This window comes from Pseudomonas sp. GW821-FHT03A09 (assembly GCF_059421065.1).
In genome coordinates this window covers 245,179-260,641 of the sequence record NZ_JBWKUX010000008.1, presented here as the reverse complement: position 1 = coordinate 260,641, position 15,463 = coordinate 245,179, and the positions used below count along the sequence as shown (strand labels likewise).

At 61.0% G+C, this 15,463-nt stretch carries 16 protein-coding genes; 8 read left to right on the top strand and 8 right to left on the bottom strand.

From position 1 onward, the window contains the following. A complete protein-coding gene (locus tag AC07V4_RS17035; protein ID WP_492637568.1) occupies nt 1–1,491 on the top strand; it encodes an aldehyde dehydrogenase in 1,491 nt (496 codons plus the stop codon). An 11-nt stretch (nt 1,492–1,502) separates the two neighbouring features. On the opposite strand, the gene AC07V4_RS17030 is transcribed toward AC07V4_RS17035, so the two are convergent. Next, nucleotides 1,503–2,105, bottom strand: a complete 603-nt coding sequence (locus tag AC07V4_RS17030) for a LuxR C-terminal-related transcriptional regulator (RefSeq protein ID WP_431750644.1) — start codon at nt 2,103–2,105, stop codon at nt 1,503–1,505. A 114-nt stretch (nt 2,106–2,219) separates the two neighbouring features. Here AC07V4_RS17030 and AC07V4_RS17025 point away from each other — a divergent pair, with 114 nt between their 5' ends. Further along, the gene (locus AC07V4_RS17025) at nt 2,220–3,833 is read left to right on the top strand and encodes an ATP-binding response regulator (protein WP_492637567.1); all 1,614 of its coding nucleotides are present in this window, start codon (nt 2,220–2,222) and stop codon (nt 3,831–3,833) included. Here the strand turns inward: AC07V4_RS17025 and AC07V4_RS17020 are convergent. Together AC07V4_RS17020 and AC07V4_RS17015 are read right to left on the bottom strand one after the other, a co-directional pair. Next, on the bottom strand, nt 3,823–4,158 hold the full coding sequence (locus tag AC07V4_RS17020) for a hypothetical protein (RefSeq protein ID WP_492637566.1): 336 nt from the start codon (nt 4,156–4,158) through the stop codon (nt 3,823–3,825). The two genes, AC07V4_RS17025 and AC07V4_RS17020, sit on opposite strands and share 11 nt — an antisense overlap. 665 nt (nt 4,159–4,823) lie before the next feature. Beyond that, nucleotides 4,824–5,312 carry an HIT family protein gene (locus AC07V4_RS17015; protein ID WP_492637565.1) on the bottom strand — a complete coding sequence of 163 codons (489 nt, stop codon included), beginning with the start codon at nt 5,310–5,312 and terminating at the stop codon, nt 4,824–4,826. A 139-nt stretch (nt 5,313–5,451) separates the two neighbouring features. Between AC07V4_RS17015 and AC07V4_RS17010 the strand changes: the two genes are divergently transcribed. After that, nucleotides 5,452–5,781 (top strand): DHCW motif cupin fold protein, encoded by a 330-nt coding sequence (locus tag AC07V4_RS17010; protein ID WP_492637564.1) that lies wholly within the window; start codon nt 5,452–5,454, stop codon nt 5,779–5,781. Between the two features lie 148 nt (nt 5,782–5,929). On the opposite strand, the gene AC07V4_RS17005 is transcribed toward AC07V4_RS17010, so the two are convergent. Beyond that, the gene (locus AC07V4_RS17005; RefSeq protein WP_431750638.1) at nt 5,930–6,397 is read right to left on the bottom strand and encodes a copper chaperone PCu(A)C; all 468 of its coding nucleotides are present in this window, start codon (nt 6,395–6,397) and stop codon (nt 5,930–5,932) included. Next, the gene (locus tag AC07V4_RS17000) at nt 6,397–7,005 is read right to left on the bottom strand and encodes an SCO family protein (RefSeq protein ID WP_431750637.1); all 609 of its coding nucleotides are present in this window, start codon (nt 7,003–7,005) and stop codon (nt 6,397–6,399) included. Before AC07V4_RS17000 ends, AC07V4_RS17005 begins: the two co-directional genes overlap by 1 nt. A gap of 191 nt (nt 7,006–7,196) precedes the next feature. Between AC07V4_RS17000 and AC07V4_RS16995 the strand changes: the two genes are divergently transcribed. The 3 genes from AC07V4_RS16995 to AC07V4_RS16985 all read left to right on the top strand — a co-directional run bounded on the left by AC07V4_RS16995 (nt 7,197) and on the right by AC07V4_RS16985 (nt 9,679). Beyond that, nucleotides 7,197–7,580, top strand: coding sequence for a DUF2946 domain-containing protein (locus tag AC07V4_RS16995; protein WP_492637563.1), 384 nt, complete (start codon nt 7,197–7,199; stop codon nt 7,578–7,580). Between the two features lie 62 nt (nt 7,581–7,642). Then, complete coding sequence (locus AC07V4_RS16990; protein WP_492637562.1) at nt 7,643–8,188, top strand: putative natural product biosynthesis protein; 546 nt, start codon at nt 7,643–7,645, stop codon at nt 8,186–8,188. A gap of 174 nt (nt 8,189–8,362) precedes the next feature. Then, complete coding sequence (locus AC07V4_RS16985) at nt 8,363–9,679, top strand: OprD family porin (RefSeq protein ID WP_492637561.1); 1,317 nt, start codon at nt 8,363–8,365, stop codon at nt 9,677–9,679. A 43-nt stretch (nt 9,680–9,722) separates the two neighbouring features. On the opposite strand, the gene AC07V4_RS16980 is transcribed toward AC07V4_RS16985, so the two are convergent. Continuing rightward, nucleotides 9,723–10,505: a DeoR/GlpR family DNA-binding transcription regulator gene (locus tag AC07V4_RS16980; protein WP_492637560.1), complete on the bottom strand. Its 783-nt coding sequence runs from the start codon at nt 10,503–10,505 to the stop codon at nt 9,723–9,725. Between the two features lie 121 nt (nt 10,506–10,626). On the opposite strand from AC07V4_RS16980, the gene AC07V4_RS16975 reads away from it, so the two are divergent. Continuing rightward, the gene (locus AC07V4_RS16975; RefSeq protein ID WP_492637559.1) at nt 10,627–11,787 is read left to right on the top strand and encodes an alpha-hydroxy acid oxidase; all 1,161 of its coding nucleotides are present in this window, start codon (nt 10,627–10,629) and stop codon (nt 11,785–11,787) included. Between the two features lie 192 nt (nt 11,788–11,979). Here AC07V4_RS16975 and AC07V4_RS16970 read toward each other — a convergent pair whose 3' ends face one another. Further along, nucleotides 11,980–12,906 carry an alpha/beta hydrolase gene (locus AC07V4_RS16970; RefSeq protein WP_492637558.1) on the bottom strand — a complete coding sequence of 309 codons (927 nt, stop codon included), beginning with the start codon at nt 12,904–12,906 and terminating at the stop codon, nt 11,980–11,982. 98 nt (nt 12,907–13,004) lie between these two features. Next, the gene (locus tag AC07V4_RS16965) at nt 13,005–14,156 is read right to left on the bottom strand and encodes a GGDEF domain-containing protein (protein WP_492637557.1); all 1,152 of its coding nucleotides are present in this window, start codon (nt 14,154–14,156) and stop codon (nt 13,005–13,007) included. 135 nt (nt 14,157–14,291) lie between these two features. Between AC07V4_RS16965 and AC07V4_RS16960 the strand changes: the two genes are divergently transcribed. After that, nucleotides 14,292–14,879 carry an NUDIX domain-containing protein gene (locus AC07V4_RS16960; RefSeq protein ID WP_492637556.1) on the top strand — a complete coding sequence of 196 codons (588 nt, stop codon included), beginning with the start codon at nt 14,292–14,294 and terminating at the stop codon, nt 14,877–14,879. The last annotated feature ends 584 nt before the right edge of the window (nt 14,880–15,463 follow it).

Here is a 15,463-nt window from a genome sequence, read left to right as displayed (position 1 = left end):
GTGTTTGATCTTGACTACTGGCAACAGCGTGTTGCCCGCCAGACATTCATCGACACCGCCTTGATCGGTGGCCGGTCCGTGAGCGCAGCCTCCGGGGCCACTTTCGATAGCATCAACCCAGCCACGAACCAGTTGTTGGCGCGTGTGGCGGCCTGTGGCGAAGCGGAGGTCGATCTGGCTGTGCGCAGTGCACGCCAGGCCTTCGACACCGGTCCTTGGCGGCGCATGTCACCGGGGGAGCGCAAGAAAATCATGATCAAGCTTTCCGAGTTGTTGATGAGCCACCGCGAAGAGCTGGCGCTGCTCGATTCGTTGAACATGGGCAAGCCGGTGATGGATGCCTACAACGTGGATGTACCTGGCGCGGCCAATGTGTTCGCCTGGTACGGCGAAGCCCTCGACAAGCTCTACGACCAAGTCGCACCCACCGCGCATAACGCGCTGGCGACCATTACCCGCGAAGCGCTGGGCGTGATTGCGGCGGTGGTGCCGTGGAATTTCCCCTTGGACATGGCAGCGTGGAAGCTGGCACCGGCGTTGGCTGCCGGTAACAGCGTGGTACTTAAACCCGCTGAGCAATCGCCGTTTTCTGCTTTGCGTCTGGCCCAACTGGCGCTGGAGGCGGGTATCCCCGAAGGGGTGTTGAACGTGGTGCCGGGCCTCGGCGAAAGTGCCGGCAAGGCTTTGGGGCTGCACCCGGACGTGGATGGCCTGGTGTTCACTGGCTCGACGCAGGTCGGCAAATACTTCATGCAATATTCTGCTCAGTCCAACCTCAAGCAGGTGTGGCTGGAGTGCGGTGGCAAGAGCCCGAACCTGGTGTTCGATGACTGCCAGGATCTGGACTTGGCGGCGGAGAAGGCAGCCTTTGGCATTTTCTTCAACCAGGGTGAGGTGTGTTCGGCCAACTCCCGGTTGTTCGTACAACGTTCCATCCATGATGAGTTCGTCGAACGGGTGATGGCCAAATCGCGCGCCTGGATGCCGGGTGATCCGTTGAACCCCAGCAGTGCCGCCGGCGCCATCGTTGACAGTGAGCAGACCGCGCGCATCATGAAAGCCATCGGCCAGGCCCACGGCGAGGGCGCCAGGTTGCTGTGCGGTGGCGAACAGATGATCATCAATGGGGCCTCCAACTTTATCCAGCCGACCATTTTTGCCGATGTGACTCGACACATGGTGCTCTCCCGTGACGAGGTGTTCGGCCCGGTGCTGGCCATCAGTGCTTTCGATACTGAAGAGGAGGCGGTACAGCAAGCCAACGACAGCCTCTATGGCCTGGCCGCCTCGGTATGGAGTGACAACCTCAACCGTGCGCACCGTGTGGCTCGTGCCCTGAATGCCGGCACGGTGTCGGTCAACACGGTCGACGCCCTGGATGTCACGGTGCCGTTCGGTGGGGGCAAGCAGTCCGGGTTTGGGCGTGATCTGTCCCTGCATGCTTTTGACAAGTACATGCAGTTGAAAACCACCTGGTTCCAGCTGCGGTAGCTCAAGCGGTCCTAGAACTCCCCGGAGTACTTCACCGCTGCGGCCGCACGCGAGGGCACATCCAGTGCGCGCAGCAGCGACGACACATGGATGCGCACGGTAAACGGCGAGATATCCAGGGCTTTGGCGATTTCCTTGTTGGTCTTGCCCTGGGCGATCAGGCGCAGCACGTCCTGTTGGCGGGCGGTGAGGGTATGGGTGTCGAGGGGCAACAGCCCCGAAGGGGCGAACTTGACCAGCACCTCGCCTTCGCGGATCGCCAGCAGCGCCTGGCCGATCTCGTCGGGGGCGATGTTCTTGCCGATAAAACCGTCCGCGCCCAGGGCCATGACCTGATCGATCAGCGCTGGGTCGTCCACCATCGACACCACGATCAACGTGGTGCGCCGCAGTTGTTGGCGCAGGTCGGCCAACTGGCTCAGGCAGGTCAGGCCGGGGAAGCGCAGGTCGAGGATCAGGGTATCGATTTCGCCGCCTTCGCGGGCCAGCCTGTGCACGGCGTCCATGTCGCCAGCTTCCTGCACAAGGGCCTCGGGCAGCAGGCGCTGTACGGTGCGCAGCATGCCTTCGCGAAACATCGGGTGGTCGTCGGCGATGATAATGCGACCGGTCATGAGGGGCTCCTTCCTGGGGCAAGGTTGTGCGGTTGCATGCTACCTTACCACCGTGCCCGAGGCTTGCCTGGGGTGCCCGCTGGATTTGATGACTGCCGCACAAGGACGTAAATCATGGGTGCCGAGACCAACTCCGAACTCGACCAGGCCAACCTACGGATCGTGGTTGCCAGCATCGCTATCGTGTACATCGGCGCGCTGGGCTTCCTGCCCGGGCAGTCGGTGGACACCTACCTGCCGGTCATTCTCTACATACTTGTGTTTCTGCTGGCGTCCATTGCCTTGCGCCAGGTGATTGCACGGTGGCCGGGGCATTACCCGGCGCGGCGGATTTTCGGCATGATTCACGACTACACCGGCACCTCGTTCGGCATGGTGGTGGGGGGCGAGGCGGCATTGCCGCTGTATGCGGTGATGGTGTGGGTCAACCTGGGCAATGGCATGCGCTATGGCTCGCGCTACCTGGCGATTGCCACGGCATTGGCGTTGTTGGCGTTGCTGATCGTGTATCGGCTCACGCCGGTGTGGCAGGCACAACCCTTCATGGTGTTGATGCTGATGATCACCAGCACAGTGATCCCGGTGTACGCGCATATCCTGCTGGAGCGCACGCGCAAGGCGTCTGAGCAAGCCATCGCGGCCAACCTGGAAAAATCCCGTTTCCTCGCCCAGGCCAGCCATGACCTGCGCCAGCCCATCCACTCTATCGGCCTGTTTACCGCTTGCCTGCGCGAAGCCCGCCTGGGGGATGAAGAACGGCGGCTGGTGGACAACATCGATCGCTCGCTGCTCAACGTCTCGCAATTATTCCGTTCGATTCTCGACCTCTACACCCTCGACAACGGCCGCCTGTTGCCCAAGTACCAGAGGGTGAACCTGGGCGAGTTCCTGGCCGACCTAGTGCGCCAGAATGCCGAGGCTGCGCGTTGGGCCGGTGTGGAACTGCGATTGCGGCCTTGCGCTCACTGGGTACAGGTCGATCCGGCGTTGTTGGCAACGATGGTGCAGAACGTTCTGTCCAACTGCTTCAAATACGGCGCGCATCGGCCAGTACTGATCGGCGTGCGCATTCGTGACGGTGGCTTGGCGGTGGAGATTCATGATCGGGGTCGGGGGATTGCCGAGGAGCATCTTTCCAAGGTCTTCGAAGAGTTTTACCGCGTGCGCCACTTGCGTGACAAAGACGTCGAAGGGGTGGGCTTGGGGCTGTCCATCGTCAAGCGCCTGGGGCAACTGATGGGGGTGCAAGTGAACCTGCGTTCCCGGGTTGGCCGTGGCACGTCCGTGAGCTTGTACGGGCTGGCCCTGGCGACCGCGCCGCACACGACGGCACCGCGTGACGAGGCGCGACAGGTTGGTTTGCTGACCGGTTTGAAAGTGTGTCTGGTGGAAGATGACCAGAACGTGCTGCTCGCTACCCAGGCGCTGTTGGAGCGCTGGGGGTGCGAGGTACAGGCCGAATTGTCAGGGCGTGACTTGATCAGCGATTGCGACATCATCGTCGCCGACTACGACCTGGGTAACCATGCCACCGGTATCGAGTGCATCGACGCCCTGCGGGCGCAACGCGGCTGGGCGGTCCCGGCGCTTATCCTCACCGGGCACGATGTGGAAAAGATCCAGGCCGCCTTGCACGACCGTCAGATCGCCATTCTGTCCAAGCCGGTGCGCCCGGCAGAGCTACGCAGCACCCTGCGCGACCTCGGCCAACAGACTGTTACTGGTTGAACGGGGTCAAGCCATTGCCGCGAGCGCCTTTGGGTTGGCAGTAAGCGGCCGGCTTCATCATGCCAAAGCTTGCGACGGCGAACATGCCACCGCTGGCCCCGCTGGGCACGGAGCAGTTGTAATCACCGCTAGCGGTGCTGGCGATGTAGTAGGTCGTCATGGAGTCATTGCGTACGTTGGAGATGCGCTTGACCGGTTCGCCCAGATTGGTTTCAGACAGCGTCTTGAGGTGGTCTTCGGAGGGCTTGATGTTGCTGCAGCCGGCAACGCCGACGATCAAGGCACCCAGCAGGGTGAGGCGGGTCAGGGGGGAATACAGATTCATGGTGCGTCTTCCTTGGTTTTCTATGGTTTTTCCAGCGCGCAACCATCCCTCGCGTAGCGTATGCGCGGTGTCATGGGGAGCGTTGGAAGTGCCGGGGAATATAGCGCCGCAGGGGTGAGGGGTCGATTAGCACAAGTGGGCTAATGGCACGGTGATGTCATTTGGTAAAGTGGCTGGCCGCGATCTGAGTCACCCAGAAGATCCCCGGTGGTACTGTTGGGATAATGGTTGGCTGACACACCGCTTTCGCAGCCTCGCCAAGGCTCGACAGCTCCCACACTTGATCCGGGTCACCCTGAACTCGCGGGCGTGTGTGCCGATGGTGAAGCGACTGGCCGCTATCTGAATCACCCAGAAAATCCCCGGTGGAACTGTTGGGATAATGGTTGGCTGATCCACCGCTATCGCAGCCTCGCCAAGGCCCGACAGCTCCCACACTTGATCCGGGGCACTCTGAACTCGCGGGGGTGTGTGCCAATGGTGAAGCGACTGGCCGCGATCTGAGTCACCCAGAAGATCTCTGTGGGAGCTGTCGAGCCCCAGCGAGGCTGCGAAGGCGGCGGCACTGCCGGAACAATGGTTGGCTGACCCACCGCTTTCGCAGCCTCGCTAAAGCTCGACAGCTCCCACACTGACTCTGAATCACCCTGAACTCGCGGGGGGCTTCATCCGGTACTGAAAGCGGTGCGCAGCCGTTTGATCACGTGCTCAACCGACTCGCCCTGAACTCGAGGTGGCGTAGGGCTCTCCCCAAATTCGCGCCACACGAACAGCGTCAGCTCAGCACCATCTGTCAAAGCTTGCTCCTGGTCCGACGTAGCAAAGCGTTGCAGCAGTCGATAACGCTCGTCCCGCCAGAACGCGTCCTCTACCCAGTCGTATACGGGGATGAAGTGAAAGTGCAGTGGGAACCCAGGCATGTGCCCATAGCGGCTGATGTACAGCCATTTCGGTTGGAGCTCTACCTCCATCACGCGCTGGGTTCTGGCGAGCAATCCACCCAACTGCGCCAGTGCCGCGTCTGGCATGTCGGCGAGGGAATGAATCGGTGCCTTGGCACCCAACATCACATAGCCCGGCAAGGCCGAGGTCATGTGATGGTTCAGCACCCAGTGTTCGGTTTCATGGAGGACAAAGGCAGGGTCGATTGGCATCAGCGCAGGTCCATGGGGGCAGGGCGTCAGCATAACAAGCAAGGGCGCCTGTATCCCACAAACCCGTCGCATCTGTGTCTATCGCCCACGGCATTCGCCCGGTACTTTCACGCCACGTTAACTGACGACCGAGTTTCCCATGGATCTTACCGCTGTCCCGTTTGGCACCACGGATTGGGCCAGCCTTGAGCCTGTCGTCCATCCGGGCATCACCGGCAACGCCTTATGGCGCACCTGCCAGTTCGGCACCACGCGTGTTCGGATGGTGGAGTACACGCCGGGGTATCTGGCGGATCACTGGTGCTGGAGAGGGCATGTGCTGTTGTGTCTGGAAGGAGAGCTGCGCACGGAGCTGGAGGACGGTCGCCAGTTCATTCTGACGGCCGGGATGAGTTATCAGGTGGGCAATGACATGGAGGGGCATCGCTCCTCGACGGCGCTGGGTGCGAAGCTGTTTATCGTCGACTGAACATTGTAGTGAGCGGGCTTGCCCCGCGCTGGGTGGCGAAGCCGCCCCAACAAAGCCATCACGGTGTTTCAGAAAGACTGAGGTGCCTGGGTTTGGGGCCGACACGCAGCCCAGCGCGGGGCAAGCCCGCTCACTACAGCCATTCCGATCAGTGCATCTTGCTGTGGTCCATGCCATTGAGGGCACGGGCCGGGGCTTTTACTTCGATGGACTGTTTCTCGCCTTTGGCATCTTGCACGGTCAAGGTCAGCGGCACCTGGTCGCCTTCCTTGATCTGGCCGGTGAGGCCCATCAGCATCACGTGGTAGCCGTCCGGGTCGAGCTTGACGGCTTTGCCGGCGGGCAGGGCAACCGAATCCACCGGGCCCATGCGCATCACGTCGTCTTTCATGCTCATTTCATGGATCTGCACGTCCTTGGCGACTGGCGATGCCACGCTGAGCAGCTTGCTGTCGCTGTCGGCGGTGACTGTCATGAACGCGCCGCTGGACGGTTGGCCCGGCACTGTGGCGCGGACCCAGGCGTCGGTCACTTGCACCTGGGCGCTGGCGTGGGCGGCAAGGCCCAGCAGGGTCAGGCCGAAGGTGATGCGTTTGAGGTGTTGAACGGCAGTCATTAGCAGACCTCCATGACGGTGAGCAGGTCTTCTGCGCACTCTTTGGCAGTAAGGGATGCCGACAAGCCCAGGCGCAGGTTGCCGCGGGTGTCGAACACGAAACTGGTGGATGTGTGGGACAGGGTGTAGGTGTCACCGGCGGGGATCTTTTCATAGAAAATCCCGAATTCCTTGGCGGCCACGGCGATTTCTTCCGGGGTGCCGTACAGCGCTTCGAAGCTGGGGTCGAAGGCCTTGACGTAGCGGTCGAGCAGTTCCGGTGTGTCGCGCTCGGGGTCGAGGGTTATGAACACTACCTGCATGATCTCGCCGTCGCGGCCCATCAGCTTCTTGGCCTGGGCGGCGCGGGCCAGGGTGGTGGGGCACACGGCCGGGCACTGGGTGAAACCGAAGAACACCACCGGCATCAGGCCGCGGAACGAGCTCAGGGTGACGGTTTCACCGGCGGTGTTCTTGAGCTTGAAGGTGCGGCCCATGATCTTGTCACTGAGGTCCTTGCCGTACTTGAAGTTCAGCTTGGGGCTGTAGTCACAGCCGCCCAGCAGGCTGCCCAGGCCCAAGAGGCCCATGCCGGTCAGCACTTTGCGGCGGGTGAATAACGTACTCATCAACTGTGCATCCTGTGAAACGCCTGCATTGCTCTGGATCTACCCATCAGGCTTTGAAAAGGCTTTGAAACGTAGAAACGAGGAGGGTGGCAAGTCTACCAACCCTGGCCAGCCCACGTAATCTGCGACGTTCTGCCACAGGGGCGCGCCGCGCTTCACCGTTTTGCGGCTTCGGTGGTAGAGTCGCCGCCATGAAATTGAGCCTCCCCGACCGTTCGCTGATCGCCTGGACCCTGTACTTCTGCGTGCTGATGAACGTGTTCGTGTGCGGTTTGGGCCACGGGCAAATGTTGGGCCAGCAACTCAATGGCATCGGCGGTGCGTTCTGTTCGGTGGACGGTAGCCAGGCGCCACTTTCCGACAAAGGGTTGGGCAGCCCGTCGTCCAGCAACATCTCGAACTACTTTGCTTGCCCGGTGTGCAACGCGGTCACCGTGGCCATCGTGTTCCTGATCGGCCTCGCGTGGTTGCTGAGCCTTCAGCAAACCCCACGCCCGGCCCATGAGCGGCGCAACAAAGCGCCGCCGCGTTATTCCTGGCCCTCGGCCAACCCCCGCGCTTCTCCCGCCGTCTGACGTGTGCCTTGGGCTTCCTGTGATCAGGAGGCGTTCTATCGTCACGACTGTGAGTGCATCTGATGAACCACCTATTGCCTGCAGGCGCCAGCCGCCTGGTCAGCAAGGCGTCCCGTCGCCTGCGTGCGGAGCCGGCGTTGCCGGAATACCCAAGCAATTCCCGCTGCTTCGTGCACCTGGATGCACGCCTGCTGCCGCACTGGCACACCTTGTTCGATATCTGCCCGGCGCTGCTCAAGCTCGACCCTCCCGAGGGCTTGAACCTGTTCCGCAGCTTCATGACCTGGGCGTATCGCAAGCAGCCGCCGTTGGATTGGACCTATCACCTGAATGTGTGCCGCTGGCTGCTGGGTTCTGCGTATTGCACGCAGATCGACGATGAACCTATCGAAGCATTCATGGCGGCAGCGGCGGCGTGTTGGATCATTGCCGACGACAGCCAGGCCCGGGGGATCGCCCTGGCCTGGCAAGGGACGACAGTGTTCGATTGGAAGGGCGCTGCGATCTCCAGCGCAGAACAGCAGGTCTTGCCGGCCTCTCCATGGGACTTTGCCTGGAGCGCGCTGAACGCCCGGGGTGAATTCAGCGGCTGGTTGCCGGTGCCTTGAGGAACGGCGGATTGTTACGCAGGCTGTAAAAGTGAATCGTGGTTTTACCGGCTATTTCCGAGGCGGCTGAGTCTATACCGTGCGCGGTCCCGTCAAATGCGACACGCCAATGGCCTGCAACAAGAACAGGCCGGGGCGCAGACGGGATTGCCTCAATCACTTCTCGGAGCCTTCATGAATCACAAGACTTGCCTGGCGCTCGCTGTTTCCCTGGGCGCTGTGCAGCAGGCGGCTGCGTCGGGTTTTATCGACGACAGCAAAGCCACCCTCGACCTGCGCAATTTCTACTACAACCAGGACACCCGTAACGCCAGGGCCGCTTCGGACAAGGAGTGGGGCCAGGCGTTCATGTTCAACTATCAGTCCGGCTTCACCGAAGGGACGGTTGGCCTGGGTCTGGATTTGCAAGAAATGTATGGCTTGCGCCTGGACGCTTCGGGCCGCGCAGGCAAGGCCGGTGAAGACAACACCCCTGGCAGCGTTTTCCCATTGTCTGATGGCAAGGCCGCCCATGACTTCAGCAAGACGGGTGTTACCGGCAAAATGCGGATCGCCCAGACTCAACTGAAGGCCGGCACCTTGATGCCCAGGATTCCTGTGCTGATGACCGAGGATGGCCGCCTGTTGCCCCAGACCTTTCGTGGTTATCAGGTGGATTCCAAGGACCTGAAGGATTTCAACCTGGTCGCCGGTAAACTCGAACAGGTGCTGGACCGCAATTCCAGCAACGGCCAGGGCATGTCCATTGCCGGCGCCAACGATCCGAACAAGGGCAAGTTCAGCAACCAGTTCTACTACGCGGGTGTCGATTACGCCGTCAGTAAACAGCTGCAAGTGCAGTATTACTACGGCAGTCTCGAGAACTTCTACCAGCAGCATTTCCTTGGCCTGGTGCATAACTGGCAGCTGCCGGTGGGGCAATTCAAGACTGACCTGCGCTATTTCTACAGCACGTCCGATGGCAAGAATTCCAGTGCGGCGGGGCGTGCGGACGGCTATGTCAGCTCGGGTTACTACGGGCCCGGCGTCAACGCCGGCAAGGTCGACAACCGCTTGTGGAGCGCGTTGTTCACCTACGCACTGCAAGGCCACTCCCTGAGCCTGGGTTATCAGAAGACCTCCGGTGACAGCGACTTCCCCCATGTCAACCAGGGGCAGGGCCGCTCCGTCTACCTGATCACCAATTCCCAGTCGTTGAAGTTCATCAATGCCGGCGAGCAGGCCACCGTGGGTAGCTATGCCTATGACTTTTCCGGCCTCGGCGTGCCTGGCCTGAAGTCCAGCGTGACCTACATCCGCGGTAGCAACATCCGCACCGCAGGCCGCGATAACAGCGAGTGGGAGCGTGACTTGCGCATCGACTACGTGATCCCCACTGGCACCTTCAAGGGCCTCGGTCTGACGTGGCGCAGCGCGGTGCTCAGGGGCAATGACACCCCGGACAAAGACGAGACCCGTCTGATTGTCAGCTACAGCATCCCGCTGCTGTAACCGCGCAATTGCAATGAAGGCGCCTACGGGCGCCTGTCTTCATTCAGATTTCAACCTGCAACACTTCCAACCCCAGCTGTTCATACGCCTCCACACTCGGCATATGCCACTCGGTAATCAGCGTGTGAATGCGGTTGCACGGCGCTACCACAAAGGGTTCTACCGCGCCGAGCTTGTCCGCCATGGCCACGGCCACCACATGGGAGGCGCTGTCGAGCAGGGCCTGCTTGACCACCACTTCTTCGAAGTGCAACGAGGTGATACCCACTTGCGGGTGCAGGGCGCACACGCCGGTGAACAGCAGGTCGGCCTTGATGCTCTGGATCAGGCGCACCGCATCGTGGCCGCCGGTGGAGAGGGTGGCGGGGTTGAGCGGGCCGCCAGCGAGGATCACTTTCACATGCGGGTGGTCGGCCAGGGCGATGGCAATCATCGGGGATGGCGTGACGACGGTCAGGCGAATCAAGCGCGGCAACGATTGGGCGATTTGCAGGGTGGTGGAGCCGGAATCGAATAGCACGATCTGGCCGTCTTCTACACGGTCCGCTGCCAATTGCGCGAGGTGACGCTTGGTCTCGTTGGTCTCGCCGACACGGGTGAAGACATCCTTGCCGGTGTCCTTGGGCCGAGGCAGGGCGCCGCCGTGCACACGCTGCAATAAGCCAGCGGCGGCCAGTTCGCCAAGGTCACGGCGGATGGTGTCCTGGGAGACGGCGAAATGCTCCACCAATTCCGAGGCGGTGACTTTGCCGTCGCGCTCAAGCAGCAACAGGATCTTCTGTTTGCGCAAGGAAGGCAGGTCAATGGCTTGATGAGTGTTGTGCATGTTTGTGCGCTATTTTGCGGGTTTGTGCGAGGTTAATCTTCGCTAGATATAAACGCAATGGGTGGTTGCGCGGTCGATGGGCGGTTACTCTGCGGGTTCAGTTCAGGGAGAGGTGACCTAGATGACGTTGATCACAACCATCGAAGACTTACGCAAGCTGGCGCAAAAACGTGTCCCACGGATGTTCTACGATTACGCCGATTCCGGCTCCTGGACTGAAAGCACCTACCGGGCCAACGAAGGCGATTTCGCCCAGATCAAATTCCGCCAGCGCGTGGCGCGCAATATCGATCAGCGCTCGATCCGCACGACGATGATCGGCCAGGACATGGCCATGCCAGTGGCCCTGGCACCGACCGGCCTGGCGGGCATGCAGCATGCCGACGGCGAGATTCTCACCGCCCGCGCCGCTGCCGCATTCGGCCTGCGCTACACCTTGTCGACCATGAGCATCTGTTCCCTGGAAGATATTGCCGAGCACGTCGGCCAGCCGTTCTGGTTCCAGCTGTATGTGATGCGTGATCGAGGGTTTATCGAACAATTGATCGAGCGCGCCAAGGCCGCTGGCGTTGATGCACTGGTGCTGACGCTTGACTTGCAGATCCTTGGGCAGCGTCACAAAGACTTGATCAACGGCCTGTCGGCGCCGCCCAAATTGACCCTGCCGAATATCCTCAACATGGCGACCAAGCCGCGCTGGGTGATGGGCATGCTCGGTACGAAACGCCGAGGCTTCGGCAACATTGTCGGGCACGTAAAAGGCGTGGCGGACATGAGTTCGCTGTCGTCATGGACCGCCCAGCAATTCGATCCACGCCTGAGCTGGGACGATGTGGAGTGGATCAAGAAATGCTGGGGCGGCAAGTTGATCATCAAGGGCATTCTCGATGTGGAAGACGCACGCCTGGCGGCAAACGCCGGTGCCGATGCGCTGGTGGTGAGCAACCACGGTGGCCGGCAGTTGGATGGCGCACCGTCGAGCATCAGCCAATTGCCGGCAATTGTGGAGGCGGTAGGCAACCGGATTGAAGTGTGGCTCGACGGTGGCATTCGCTCCGGTCAGGACGTGCTCAAGGCCGTAGCATTGGGCGCTAGGGGCACGATGATCGGTCGTCCCCATTTGTACGGTTTGGGTGCCATGGGTGAGGCGGGAGTGACCAAGGCCCTCGACATCATCGCTAGGGAGTTGGACGTGTCGATGGCGCTGTGCGGCTATAACGATATACGCGATGTGAATCGCGAGATTTTGCTGCCAGGCACCTTTCCCAAAGGGAATTACTGAGCAAAAAAAACGTAAAAAAGTAAAAAGAGTTGTCCACGAAAACCGTGGGTATCTCTGTGGATAACTTTGCAAAGGCCCGGCTGGGTTGGCGATTTAACCTGCGGTTAATATTTGATCAACTGGCGACGAGGGCCAGTATGGGCAGGGTTTGCGCTTGACACGCAAGCGCGAACCCAGTGCCGAAATGCGTCTTCAAGAGTCGCCGTTGGGCGCAGTGGAGTGTGTGACAACCTGGGGTGATGCCTTCGCTTGCATCAGCTTGTCCAGCGCCTGGCCATAACTGCGACCCGCCAAACTCATGCTGTTGTTGTGGGCGCCGCCGGGCACCAGCAGCAGTCGCTTGGGCTCCCGGGCCGCTTCGAATAATTGTTCGCTGAAACGCGGTGGCACGTACTGGTCGGCAAGGCCGTGGACGACTAGCAGCGGCATGTGTACGTCGGCAATCTTGTCGATGGAATCGAACTTCTGCGACAGCAGCCAGCGCACTGGCAGCGAAGTGTTGGCCACGGCCGTCGCTGCATCTCCCAGGGAGGTGAACGTTGACTCGATCACCAACCCACGCACGGGGATCGGTGTTTGCCGGCTCAATTCGGCCGCCAGGTCAATTGCCACTGCACCGCCCAGGGAGTGCCCGTAGATCAGGCGCTTGCTCGGGTCGGGCTGCAGCACTTGGAGGCGCTCCCAGGCGATGCGCGCGTCGGCGTATACGCTGGTTTCCGACGGCAGATCACCGTGGCTCTGGCCGAAGCCGCGATAGTCGATGGCCAGCACCGAATACCCCAGGGCATGCAATTGCTCGATGCGAAACAGCTGGCCGGTGAGGTTCCAGCGCACACCGTGCAGGTAGAGAATCGCCGGCGCATCCTTCTTGGCCGCGGGGTACCACCAGCCATGAATATTCTGCCCTGACTTGAAACTGGCGGGCTTGATGTCGAATTCCTGCACCGCCTTGGGCAGCCCGGTATACCAGCCGGCCGTGCCCGGTTCGATGCGAAACACCAGTTCGCGCTCCTTGTGTTGCAATACGGCGCACCCCACCGGCAGGCCGACGATCAACAACGCCATGCACAGCAGGGGAAACCAGCGCAGGCCGAGGCGAGACAGAAAACGAGAAGACATGAAGGTTCCAGGGCAAAAGCGAAGCAGGGGTTTTACCAGATGGCTAATCGGGTAAGGAATTAATTCGACAGTCGTGCGTGGGTATTGCTTGCAAAGTGTTACATCGCAGCCACCAACTGAACCCGATTACGTCCTTGCGCCTTGGCCAGGTACAGCGCCTGGTCAGCCTGGGACAGTAAATGCGAGAGGTCGTGGCCGGCCTGGTCGGTGGTGACGATGCCGATGCTGACACTCAGGAAGCCGGGCGCCAACAGATCGAGCCGGGCAAACGCCTGGCGGATCCGCTCGGCGACTTGGAAGGCCTGGGTTTCATCGCTGTCGGCGAGCAGGCAGGCAAACTCTTCACCACCAATGCGCGCGAACACATCCTCTTTGCGCAAGGTGGCCTGGGTCACTTGGCTGAAGGCGATCAGCGCCTGGTCGCCCATGGGGTGGCCGAAGCTGTCGTTCAGACGTTTGAAGTGGTCCAGGTCGCACAGCAGCAGGGCCACTTTGTGCTGGCGACGATTGCTGTCGGCCAGCAGTTTTTCACCCTTGAGCATAAACGCGCGGCGATTGCCTATACCGGTGAGGGCATCGCTGAGCGCGGCGGCCTTGAAGCGCAGCTCGGCTCGCTCCTTGACCATCGCCAGGGTGACGTAGGCGATGCCGATGGCATACAGCATCGATTCAAACAGCATGAACGAGAAAAACGGTACGCCTTCACCGCCCGAGGCCTGGGCGCTTTTGATCGGCATGCCGGGGTCGGCGATGGCGCGAATGCCGTAAAACGCGGTGTGCAACAGCATCAGCACCAACGCGGGCACATAGGCGACTTCCAGGCTGTCGCGCCGGCGCCACAATTCCAGTGCCGACAGCACGCCATAACTGGCGGCCAGCAGCGAATACAGCGTGACCCGCGCCGACAGCGACCCGTAGAACTGCGGCACCAGGCACATCAACAGCCACACGCCGGCACCGGCAAAGATCCCCGGCACGTTGGGTTTGCGTTGCACGAACGCGCGCATGGCGGTCCAGTTCATCGCTGCACTGAGCAGCAACACCACATTGCCCAGGATCAGCGCGACAAAATCCATGCCCACGCCGCGCACCACAATCAGCCCGGTGCCGAGGGAGGCGAACAGCAACATGATGCCCAAGTAACCCAGGGTTGGTTCGCGGCCACGGCTCCAGGCATGCACTGTGAGCATGCCCATCAGGCAGAACACGAACACGGCGACTGTCAGTAGCGTCGGGATGTGCAGCATCATTTCCTTGACCCTGGAGAGAGATCCTTCGTGGAGCGCGATTGTAGCGATATCCGCGACAACCCGTGACTTCCCGTCAACTTGACGTTGGCCCGTGCTCGGGAACATGCTCGCGCTCCCACGTACAGAGGCCCGACCATGGACAACAGCCCCGTTCGCATCACCGCCGAAGAAACCCTCTCGAAAAACTGGTACCTGCTGAAAAAGTACAGCTTCGACCTGCGCCGCCAGGACGGCAGCTGGCAAGCCCAGACCCGTGAGGTGTATGACCGCGGCAATGGCGCGACCATCCTGCTGTACAACCGTACGCAACGCACGGTGTTGCTGATCCGTCAGTTCCGCATGCCCACCTTCGTCAACGACTACCACGGCTACCTGATCGAAGCGGCGGCCGGTTTGCTCGACAACGCCAGCCCCGAAGAACGCATTCGCCTGGAAGCTGAAGAAGAGACCGGCTACCGCGTCGGCCACGTGGAAAAGATCTACTCGGCGTTCATGAGCCCGGGCTCGGTGACCGAGCGCATTCACTTTTTTATCGGCGAATACCAGTCGGCGGATCAGGTCGGCACGGGCGGCGGTCTGGAAGAAGAGGGCGAAGACATCGAAGTGCTGGAACTGGGGTTCGAACAGGCGCTGGCGATGGTGCAGAGTGGGGAGATTGTGGACGGCAAGACCATCATGCTGTTGCAGTATTTGGAGTTGCGGATGTTGAAAGAGAGTTGGTGAAGCCTCCCGGCTGCCGCCAACACCGATCAACTGTGGGAGCAGGCAAGCCAGCTCCCACAGTTGATCTCTATCGCTGGCGAACACGCGCCAGACGCGATGGCCGTATTGGCAGTGTTTCCCCAAACACCGCCAATCTCCTGTGGGAGCTGTCGAGCTTCAGCGAGGCTGCGAAGACGGCAGCACAGGCGACCTACTCATCGGCAGTACCGCCGCTTTCGCAGGCAAGCCAGCTCCCACATTTGATCTCTATCGCTGGCGAACACGCGTCAGACACGATGACCCCCAAACACCGCCAATCTCCTGTGGGAGCTGTCGAGCTTCAGCGAGGCTGCGAAGGCGGCGGCACAGGCGACCTACTCATCGGCTGTACCGCCGCTTTCGCAGGCAAGCCAGCTCCCACAGTTGATCTCTATCGCTGGCGAATACGCGCCAGACGCGATGGCCCCCAATCACCACCAATCTCCTGTGGGAGCTGTCGAGCTTCAGCGAGGCTGCGAAGGCGGCGGCACAGGCGACCTACTCATCGGCTGTACCGCCGCTTTCGCAGGCAAGCCAGCTCCCACAGTTGATCTCTATTGCTGGCG

What these genes read in the sequence shown, in the direction of transcription:
- AC07V4_RS17030 (WP_431750644.1), bottom strand. Translation starts at nt 2,105, where the DNA reads ATGACCGGTCGCATTATCATCGCCGACGACCACCCGATGTTTCGCGAA.
- AC07V4_RS17025 (WP_492637567.1), top strand. Translation starts at nt 2,220, where the DNA reads ATGGGTGCCGAGACCAACTCCGAACTCGACCAGGCCAACCTACGGATC.
- AC07V4_RS17020 (WP_492637566.1), bottom strand. Translation starts at nt 4,158, where the DNA reads ATGAATCTGTATTCCCCCCTGACCCGCCTCACCCTGCTGGGTGCCTTG.
- AC07V4_RS17015 (WP_492637565.1), bottom strand. Translation starts at nt 5,312, where the DNA reads ATGCCAATCGACCCTGCCTTTGTCCTCCATGAAACCGAACACTGGGTG.
- AC07V4_RS17010 (WP_492637564.1), top strand. Translation starts at nt 5,452, where the DNA reads ATGGATCTTACCGCTGTCCCGTTTGGCACCACGGATTGGGCCAGCCTT.
- AC07V4_RS17005 (WP_431750638.1), bottom strand. Translation starts at nt 6,397, where the DNA reads ATGACTGCCGTTCAACACCTCAAACGCATCACCTTCGGCCTGACCCTG.
- AC07V4_RS17000 (WP_431750637.1), bottom strand. Translation starts at nt 7,005, where the DNA reads ATGAGTACGTTATTCACCCGCCGCAAAGTGCTGACCGGCATGGGCCTC.
- AC07V4_RS16995 (WP_492637563.1), top strand. Translation starts at nt 7,197, where the DNA reads ATGAAATTGAGCCTCCCCGACCGTTCGCTGATCGCCTGGACCCTGTAC.
- AC07V4_RS16990 (WP_492637562.1), top strand. Translation starts at nt 7,643, where the DNA reads ATGAACCACCTATTGCCTGCAGGCGCCAGCCGCCTGGTCAGCAAGGCG.
- AC07V4_RS16985 (WP_492637561.1), top strand. Translation starts at nt 8,363, where the DNA reads ATGAATCACAAGACTTGCCTGGCGCTCGCTGTTTCCCTGGGCGCTGTG.
- AC07V4_RS16980 (WP_492637560.1), bottom strand. Translation starts at nt 10,505, where the DNA reads ATGCACAACACTCATCAAGCCATTGACCTGCCTTCCTTGCGCAAACAG.
- AC07V4_RS16975 (WP_492637559.1), top strand. Translation starts at nt 10,627, where the DNA reads ATGACGTTGATCACAACCATCGAAGACTTACGCAAGCTGGCGCAAAAA.
- AC07V4_RS16970 (WP_492637558.1), bottom strand. Translation starts at nt 12,906, where the DNA reads ATGTCTTCTCGTTTTCTGTCTCGCCTCGGCCTGCGCTGGTTTCCCCTG.
- AC07V4_RS16965 (WP_492637557.1), bottom strand. Translation starts at nt 14,156, where the DNA reads ATGATGCTGCACATCCCGACGCTACTGACAGTCGCCGTGTTCGTGTTC.
- AC07V4_RS16960 (WP_492637556.1), top strand. Translation starts at nt 14,292, where the DNA reads ATGGACAACAGCCCCGTTCGCATCACCGCCGAAGAAACCCTCTCGAAA.